Origin of the sequence: Vibrio sp. V42_P2S4T144, from assembly GCF_009904715.1 — a bacterium.
GTDB classification, from domain to species: Bacteria; Pseudomonadota; Gammaproteobacteria; order Enterobacterales; family Vibrionaceae; genus Vibrio; species Vibrio alginolyticus.
Genome location: NZ_WXWS01000067.1, coordinates 1 through 8,350, shown reverse-complemented (window position 1 = coordinate 8,350; position 8,350 = coordinate 1). Strand labels below are relative to the sequence as shown.

At 48.9% G+C, this 8,350-nt stretch carries 7 protein-coding genes; all 7 read right to left on the bottom strand.

What is annotated here, in order from left to right:
• Window positions 1–294: 294 nt before the first annotated feature.
• On the bottom strand, window positions 295–1,566 hold the full coding sequence (gabT, locus tag CAG68_RS02095; RefSeq protein WP_054730169.1) for a 4-aminobutyrate--2-oxoglutarate transaminase: 1,272 nt from the start codon (window positions 1,564–1,566) through the stop codon (window positions 295–297).
• Between the two features lie 14 nt (window positions 1,567–1,580).
• Window positions 1,581–3,008 carry an NAD-dependent succinate-semialdehyde dehydrogenase gene (locus CAG68_RS02090; RefSeq protein WP_053306912.1) on the bottom strand — a complete coding sequence of 476 codons (1,428 nt, stop codon included), beginning with the start codon at window positions 3,006–3,008 and terminating at the stop codon, window positions 1,581–1,583.
• A 54-nt stretch (window positions 3,009–3,062) separates the two neighbouring features.
• The gene (gene aguA, locus CAG68_RS02085) at window positions 3,063–4,145 is read right to left on the bottom strand and encodes an agmatine deiminase (RefSeq protein ID WP_042522530.1); all 1,083 of its coding nucleotides are present in this window, start codon (window positions 4,143–4,145) and stop codon (window positions 3,063–3,065) included.
• A gap of 12 nt (window positions 4,146–4,157) precedes the next feature.
• Complete coding sequence (gene aguB / locus CAG68_RS02080; RefSeq protein WP_033905196.1) at window positions 4,158–5,024, bottom strand: N-carbamoylputrescine amidase; 867 nt, start codon at window positions 5,022–5,024, stop codon at window positions 4,158–4,160.
• 17 nt (window positions 5,025–5,041) lie between these two features.
• The gene (locus tag CAG68_RS02075) at window positions 5,042–6,319 is read right to left on the bottom strand and encodes an NAD(P)/FAD-dependent oxidoreductase (protein ID WP_005377810.1); all 1,278 of its coding nucleotides are present in this window, start codon (window positions 6,317–6,319) and stop codon (window positions 5,042–5,044) included.
• 37 nt (window positions 6,320–6,356) lie between these two features.
• Window positions 6,357–7,841, bottom strand: a complete 1,485-nt coding sequence (locus tag CAG68_RS02070; protein WP_086046701.1) for an aldehyde dehydrogenase — start codon at window positions 7,839–7,841, stop codon at window positions 6,357–6,359.
• Between the two features lie 35 nt (window positions 7,842–7,876).
• The coding region (gene puuR, locus CAG68_RS02065) for an HTH-type transcriptional regulator PuuR (RefSeq protein ID WP_161440730.1) at window positions 7,877–8,350 on the bottom strand (474 nt) is incomplete at its 5' end.

Here is an 8,350-nt window from a genome sequence, read left to right as displayed (position 1 = left end):
TCATTTTTATAGTCCAAAAAGTGAGGAATGACGCTCAATAAAATTATAGACTCAAGTGGCTTTCAGATGTCGGGATTTAGAATGTGAGCACCAAACCACATTCGAGGAGAACAAAGTAGCGACTAAGTGAAAAGTAAGAACGAGCCCAACTGTTAAGTCATCCGTAATAAAAGTGACAACTTGGATCTTGAGCAATACTTTTTAGATAGGCAGCAGATACGCTAAAAAACAAAAAGGAAACGATTGATGCCAACCGCTTCCTTTATTTGTTATTGCTATTTAAAAGTGCGTGAATTACGCCACTTCAAGAATCACTTTTTCCAACTTATCTAGGCCTTCATTTAGCACGTCAGATTCGATGGTCAGTGGAGGTAACAGACGAATCACGTTCGCTTTTACTCCACAAGAAAGCAGGATAAGGCCGTTTTCTTGCGCTTTAGAAATCACCGCTTTGGTCATCTCTTGCAGTGGTTTGCCTGATTCTGGGTCAGTAAACTCAATCGCCATCATTGCACCAGTAGTGCGGATTTGACCGATAGCAGGTACTGACTGTTGCAGCTTAGTCATTCGTGCATTGACCACTTCACCAATGCCCATCGCTTTAGTGCACAAGTTTTCTTCTTCGATGATTTTCAGCACTTCAAGACCAGCAACACAACCAAGTGGCGAGCCCGCATAAGTGCCACCTAAACCACCGGGTAGTGCAGAGTCCATCACATCCGCTTTCCCAACTACCGCTGAGATTGGGAAACCACCAGCAATGCCTTTCGCCATTGTCATTAGGTCTGGTTCAATGCCTAGGTACTCTGTTGCAAACATTTTACCGGTACGAGCAAAACCCGTTTGGATTTCATCGGCAATCAGCATGATACCGTGCTTATCACACAGCTGACGTAAGCCTTGTGCAAACGCTTCAGGTGCTTTGTAGAAGCCGCCCTCACCTTGTACTGGCTCGAAGATGATCGCCGCAACGCGTGAAGGTTCGATATCGCAAGCAAATAGATCGTCGATTGCTTGTAAGCTTTGCTCAACGCTGATGCCGTGGAACGCATTTGGGTACGGCGCGTGATAGATTTCATTCGGGAAAGGACCAAAGCCTGCTTTATATGGCGCAACTTTACCAGTTAACCCCATAGTCATGTTTGTGCGACCGTGAAAGCCGCCTTTAAACGCTATCACGCCGCTACGGCCTGTATGAGCGCGTGCCACTTTTACGGCATTTTCGACCGCCTCGGCGCCAGTGGTTAGAAAAATCGCTTTCTTCTTAGTCTCACCTGGTGCAAGTTCTGTCAGCTTTTCTGCCAGCTCAACGAATGACGCGTAAGGCGTGACCATTGCACACGTGTGCGAGAAGTTATCCAACTGAGCTTTTACCGCTTCACTAATGCGTTTATGAGAATGCCCCGTGTTAGTTACCGCAATGCCCGCTGCAAAGTCGATGTATTTGTTGCCTTCAATATCCCACACGTAAGCGTTTTCTGCTTTCTCGACGTAAAGTGGGTACAGTGCGCCCATGCCTTGAGCGATAACTTGGCTTCTTCTTTCGTGTAGTTGTTGGTTTGTCATTGTTTTGTCCTTAATTAGTTGCCGCCAAAGCAGAGATATTTCACGTCCATGTATTCATCGATACCTTGTTTTGCTCCTTCGCGTCCGATGCCGGACTGCTTAACACCGCCGAAAGGAGCGACTTCAGTAGAAATCATGCCTTCGTTAATGCCAACCATGCCGTATTCGAGCGCTTCTGCGATTTTCCAAACACGGTGGATGTTTTGGCTGTAGAAGTACGACGCAAGACCGTAAATGGTGTCGTTCGCCATTTCGACTAGCTGTTCGTCGCTGTCAAAACGAATCACTGGCGCAACAGGGCCAAAGATTTCCTCGGAAACAATCTTCATGTCGTGAGTAACGTCTTTGAGAACCACTGGCTGCATAAATAGACCATCGAGCTTTTTAAGTTCTGAAACCGGCTTCGCGCCTTGCTCGATAGCACCATCAATAAGCGTCTGAATGCCTTGCTTCGCTGACTCGCTGATCACTGGACCAATGTTGACCCCCTCTTCCAATCCGTTACCAACTTTGAGCTGCTGAACCGCAGCGTCAAACTTAGCAACGAATTCGTCATACACTTTGCTGTGTACATAGAAACGGTTCGCACAAACACACGTTTGGCCTGCGTTACGGAACTTCGACGCCATCGCACCCGCCACGGCAGCATCAATGTCGGCATCATCGAATACGATAAACGGCGCGTTGCCACCGAGCTCCATTGAGGTACGTTTAATGTCCGCCGCGCTTTGCTGCATCAGCACACTACCAACTTGGGTAGAGCCAGTGAAAGACAACTTGCGAATCAACGGATGCGAAGTGAAGATAGCACCGACCTGACGGGAGTTTTCCCCCAATACCACTTGCAGCACATCGCGTGGGATACCCGCTTGATAGGCAAGCTCAGCGACCGCAAACGCAGACAGCGGCGTAGATTCAGATGGTTTTACGACAAAGCTACAGCCTGCCGCTAAAGCTGGACCTGCTTTGCGCGTGATCATCGCAATTGGGAAGTTCCAAGGTGTAATCGCACAGGCAACACCAATTGGCTGTTTGATGGTCACCAAACGCTTGTCCGCACTTGGGGCAGGAATCGTCTCACCGTAGGTACGTTTCGCTTCTTCAGCAAACCATTCGATAAAGCTCGCGCCGTAAAGCACTTCACCTTGAGCTTCAGCCAGCGGCTTACCTTGCTCTAACGTCATTAAGCGGCCAAGGTCGGCTTTGTTTTCTAACAGGAGTTGGAACCAACGATTGAGCATGCCAGCACGCATTTTTGCTGGCAGTGCCGCCCATTCTTTCTGCGCCACACTGGCGCGTTCAATGCCATTTAAAATGTCGTTTTCGGTTGAGACTGGTGCGTACCCGAGGAGTTCTCCGGTCGCCGGATTAGTCACTGCAATGCCCTGTTGTGGGTTCGCTACCATAAACGAAACAAGGGTTTGGTTTTGTATCTGTTGCATGGTCATTCCTTTTGACAACTCATCATCGCCGCTAAGCTAGCGGCGAGTTTATGTTTAAGCAGGGATCTGCTGCGTAATGCAGTGAATGTTCCCTCCGCCAAGTAAAACCTCTCTCGACGGTATCGCGATGATTTGGTACTCCGGCATCGCGTTTTGCAAAATATCGATCGCCATAGCGTCGGTCTCTTCGTCCAGCATCGGCAAGAACACATGCTCGTTGACGATAAGAAAGTTCGCATAAGAGGCACTTAGGCGTTCGCCAGCTTGTCGACTCATTCCTGAACTGGCGTCAATGCCATTGGCTTCGCGCTCGCTGTAATGCAACGGACCCGGTAATGGCAAACGGACAATTTCAATCTCGCGCCCTCTCGCATCGTGCTGAGATTTCAGTACTTGTTCCGCTTGACGAGACAACGCGTATTGCGGATCGCTTGGGTCGTCGGTCCAACTTAGTACCACTTTACCCGGTGCGATAACGTGCATCAGGTTGTCGATATGGCCGTCTGTTTCGTCATTGAATAAACCATTTGGCAACCAAATGACTTTTTCGATACCGAGATACGCCTTTAACTGCTCTTCGATTTGCGCTTTGCTCAACTGCGGATTACGTCCTGGGCTGAGTAAGCACTCTTCTGTGGTGTAAAGCGTGCCTTCACCATCGGTGTGAATCGCCCCACCTTCAAGTACAAACGGAGCGCGGTAATAATCTATACCGATGATGTCGCACACCGAACCAGCCACAAGATCGTCTTGTTGCCAGTTATCGTAAAGCCCGTTGTATTCGCCGCCCCACGCGTTAAATTGCCAACTAATCCCACGGCGCTCGCCCGCCTGATTCACGAGCACGGTCGGTCCAATATCGCGCATCCACGCATCGTTAAATGGGATTTCCACCAAACGTACGTCTGAATGGAGCATTTGACGCGCTCGGTCAAAGTTGTGCGAGCATACCGCCACGCACACCTTGGTCACTTCCGCGATTAAGTTCGCGATTCTGGCGAAGGTTTCTTGCGCGGGTAATGCGTCATCACGCCAATTGTCTTTCCTTTCTGGCCACGCTAGCCAAACTTCACTAACCGGCTGAAACTCAGCCGGAAAATAGAAGCCATCCTGCGCTGGTGTTGTCGATAACTTCATTTTAACGCCTCTTTAAACGGCTAGTTTGCCAACGCTGGTGTAAAGGTCTGGACGACGGTCGCGGAACAAGCCCCACGCATGACGCGCTTTCGCTATCGCAGCGAGATCGATTTCTGCGTAAATGATGGTTTCACCTTCACGTGGTGCTTCGGCAATTTTTGCACCAGTGTGGTCAGTGATAAAAGAAGAGCCGTAGAACGTGGTCTCGATACCGTCATCGACCTCAGTACCTACTCGGTTTGACGCGATGACTGGAACGAGGTTTGCTGCCGAGTGACCTTGCATTGTACGTTGCCAGTGGTCACGTGAATCCAGTGTCGGATCTTGAGGCTCAGAACCGATTGCAGTTGGGTAGAAAATCGCTTCAGCCCCGTGTAGAGCCAAACTGCGTGCAAGCTCTGGAAACCATTGGTCCCAGCAAATGCCAGCACCGAACTTACCGAACTTGGTTTGCCACACTTTGAAACCGGTATCGCCAGGGCTAAAGTAGTACTTCTCGCTGTAGCCCGGGCCGTCAGGAATGTGTGACTTGCGGTAGTTATCTAGTACCGTGCCATCGGCATCTATCATTACTAGCGAGTTAAAAAACGTGTTGCCCGCTTTTTCAAAGTAGCTAACAGGAATAACCACGCCGAGTTCTTTCGCCAGAGCGCTCATCTCTTTAATGAGACGGCAATTCTCCGTTTCTTCCGCAAGCTCGAAATACTTTGCTTCTTGTTTTTTGCAGAAGTAAGGCGCAGCGAACAGCTCTTGCGGAAGAATCACGTTCGCACCGTTTTGTGCTGCTTCACGAATCGCCTTTTTTGCTTTGGCTAAGTTATCTTCCAGATCCCAGCTTTTCGTCAGTTGAAGGGCTGCAAATTTCACTACTTTGCTCATTTGATATTCCTTATCTCTTAAATCGCCAGTTTGTCACGTAGGTTATAGTAAGCCGCGCCCATTGCCGTAAACGGAATTTGGAAGTGGCGGCCCCCCGGGAAGGAGTAATGTTTCAGTGCAGCAAACGCGTCAAAGCGTTCTGCGTGTCCGGTCAATGCTTCTGCCAGCAACTTACCTGCTAGGTGAGTACACGTTACACCGTGACCGCTGTAGCCTTGTAGGTAGTAAATGTTGTCTGCAAACGAGCCAAATTGCGGCATGCGTGAGTAAGTCAGCAAGAAGTTACCTGTCCAGGTGTAATCAATCTTGATGCCTTTCAATTGTGGGAAGACTTTTTCCATCTTCGGACGGATCAGTGCTTCGATGTTTTCTGGGTCACGTGCTCCGTAAACCACACCACCTCCGAACAACAAACGCTTGTCGGCGGTTAAGCGAAAGTAGTCAAGCAAGTAGTTACAGTCTTCAACGCAGTAGTCACTGGTCAGCACTTGTTTTAACTGCTCATCACTCAAAGGCTGAGTCGCCACCACTTGTGTGCCACACGGAATCGCTTTGTTGCTGATGTTTGGTGCCAAACCACCAAGGTAGGCGTTACCTGCCAGTACCACGTACTTGCTCTTCACGCTGCCTTTCGCCGTTTTCACTACTGGGTTAATACCTTTATCAATCGACACGACCGCCGACTGCTCAAAGATTTGACCACCTAGAGACGTAAACGCAGCAGCTTCACCCAATGCCAGTTTAAGCGGGTGAATGTGACCACCGCGCATATCCAGTAAGCCGCCAGTGTATACTTTAGTGCCTACCGCTTGTTCTACCTCTCCTGCGTCAAGCAGAGTCAGTTGGTCGTTGCCGTAACGCTCCCAGTTCTTCTTATGTTCTTCTAGCCCTTTGAGTTGTTTACTGTTCAGTGCCGTGAACAAGCCGCCTTGCTTGTAATCACAGTTGATGTCGTATTTGTCGATCAGGCCACGGATGATATCGCCGCCTTCAAAAATCATATCGCACAGAGCTTTGGCTTGGTTTTGGTCGTAACGGCTTTCAATCACGTCAACATCTCGGCTGTAGCTGTTAACGATTTGGCCACCGTTACGACCAGTTGCTCCAAAGCCCACTTTTGCGCTTTCTAGCACAACGACTTTAAAACCTTTTTCTGCAAGGTGTAGTGCAGAAGAAAGACCAGAAAATCCCGCACCGACTACACACACATCGCACTCGATGTCGTTTTGCAACTGTGGGTATTCCGGCATGTTTGGCACAGAGTGCGCGTAGAACGAATCCGTATGCTTGTTCATAGAACTATTCCTTTATTTATCGTAATCGTCAGCAGGCTTAAGGATGGAGGCGAATCCAAGTGGTTTTGGTTTCGGTGAATTTTTCAATCGCGTGGAGAGACTTGTCTCGACCGTTTCCGCTCATTTTGAATCCACCAAATGGAACCGTCATGTCACCTTCGTTATAGTTGTTGACCCAAACCGAGCCGGCTTGCAGTCGTTTTGCTACGCGATGAACGCGGTTGATATTGCTACTCCAAAGTGCAGCACCTAAGCCGTACTTCGAATCGTTAGCGATCTCAATTGCTTGCGCTTCGTCTTTGAATGGAATGACACACAGCACCGGACCAAAAATTTCCTCTTGGGCGACACGCATCTTGTTGTCGACGTTGTCTAAAATGGTTGGGGAAACAAATGCGCCCTGCCCATCGACATCGCCGCCACAACGTACGTTTGCACCTTCTGATTCACCTAACGAGATGTATTCCAATACTTTTGATTTATGATCTTGGTCGATGAGCGCACCCATTGATGAACTTGGGTCCATTGGGTCTTTTGGCGTGAACGCTTTCGACGCTTGAATAACTTTTTCTATAAACTGCTCTTTGATGCTTTCGTGAACAAGCAGGCGGGTTGCCGCGACGCACACCTCACCTTGGTTGTAGAAACACCCTGCGGCGGTTTCTGCTGCTACGCGGTCTAAATCATCACAATCTTCAAACACGATGTTCGCGTTCTTGCCGCCCGCTTCTGCAAACACGCGCTTTAGGTTGCTCTCACCCGATCTGACCATCAGTTGACCTGCAATGCGCGTCGAGCCTGTGAAGGCGATGCAGTCTACGTCTTGGTGTTTCGCCAGCGCGTCGCCAGCTTCATGACCAAAACCCGTAATGACTTGGAAAACGCCTGTTGGTAAGCCCGCTTGAGAAGCAAGTTGACCTAGAAATATCGCGGTGAGAGAAGATTTTTCTGACGGTTTTAGAATCACGCTGTTACCAGCGGCTAAAGCAGGACCAAGCTTCCAGCACGCAAGCCAAAGGGGGAAGTTCCACGGTACAACCGCAGCAACCACACCAATTGGTTGATGAGAAATAAAAGCGTGTACATCTTTTTCGGTTGGGGCAACTTCGCCGTATACTTTGTCGATTGCTTCTGCGTACCAGCGTAATGCACTCGCCGCGCCAGGAATATCGGTAGAGAAGCTGTGAGAGATAGGCTTACCGGTATCAAGCGTTTCTAGCAGAGCCAATTCTTCTTGGTTTTGATCAATCAAGTCAGCAAACTGTTTAAGCACTGCTTTGCGATGAGCTGGGCTGCTCTCGCTCCACTGACCGGATTGAAATGCTTGGCGAGCGTATGAAACCGCGAGATCAACATCTTCATTTTGGCAACGGGCGATTTCGGTGAATATCTCATCTGTTGCTGGGTTAACTACCGGGATGGTTTGCCCTGTTAAAGCGGCACTGTATTCACCGTTAATGTACGCCCTGTTTTCGATGTTTAGATTGTTTTTTAGTTCAATCCATTGCTCTTGGGTTTTCATACGCTCTCCTTGTGATCACACAAGGCAAGCCCCCACTAAAATGTGGTTGGCGTATGCGCACTTATCATTCGACAAGCCTTGTCTGTGTGATTTGTAAATCGATGGGGCTTCGTCGTATCAATAATGTACGACTCGCCCGCTGTTATGACATGAGATTGCCCTTTATATTCCAGAGTGATTTCACCCTCTAATACGGTGCCAATCTCTTCGCCTTCGTGTTTGATTTCTGCCGCACCAGTGGTTCCATAAGGTGCGTATTCCTCGATCAAGAATCCGATGACTTGATCTTTGTCGCCATTCGTTACCAGTTTCATGGACACCGTCTCGCTCCCGATTTCCACAAGATCTGACGGCTTGATGACTACTTTCACTTCATCGTTCGAAGGTTGTTCAAAAGTGAAAAACTCTGATAACGATAAAGAAAATACATTAACGATTTTTTGTAGTGAGCTGACCGACGGGCTCACTTTGCCATTTTCAATGGATGAGATTGCACTGTGGGTAATACC

Bases quoted from the DNA above. Each gene is read 5' to 3' on its own strand.
- gabT (WP_054730169.1), bottom strand. From the start codon at position 1,566: ATGACAAACCAACAACTACACGAAAGAAGAAGCCAAGTTATCGCTCAA.
- CAG68_RS02090 (WP_053306912.1), bottom strand. From the start codon at position 3,008: ATGCAACAGATACAAAACCAAACCCTTGTTTCGTTTATGGTAGCGAAC.
- aguA (WP_042522530.1), bottom strand. From the start codon at position 4,145: ATGAAGTTATCGACAACACCAGCGCAGGATGGCTTCTATTTTCCGGCT.
- aguB (WP_033905196.1), bottom strand. From the start codon at position 5,024: ATGAGCAAAGTAGTGAAATTTGCAGCCCTTCAACTGACGAAAAGCTGG.
- CAG68_RS02075 (WP_005377810.1), bottom strand. From the start codon at position 6,319: ATGAACAAGCATACGGATTCGTTCTACGCGCACTCTGTGCCAAACATG.
- CAG68_RS02070 (WP_086046701.1), bottom strand. From the start codon at position 7,841: ATGAAAACCCAAGAGCAATGGATTGAACTAAAAAACAATCTAAACATC.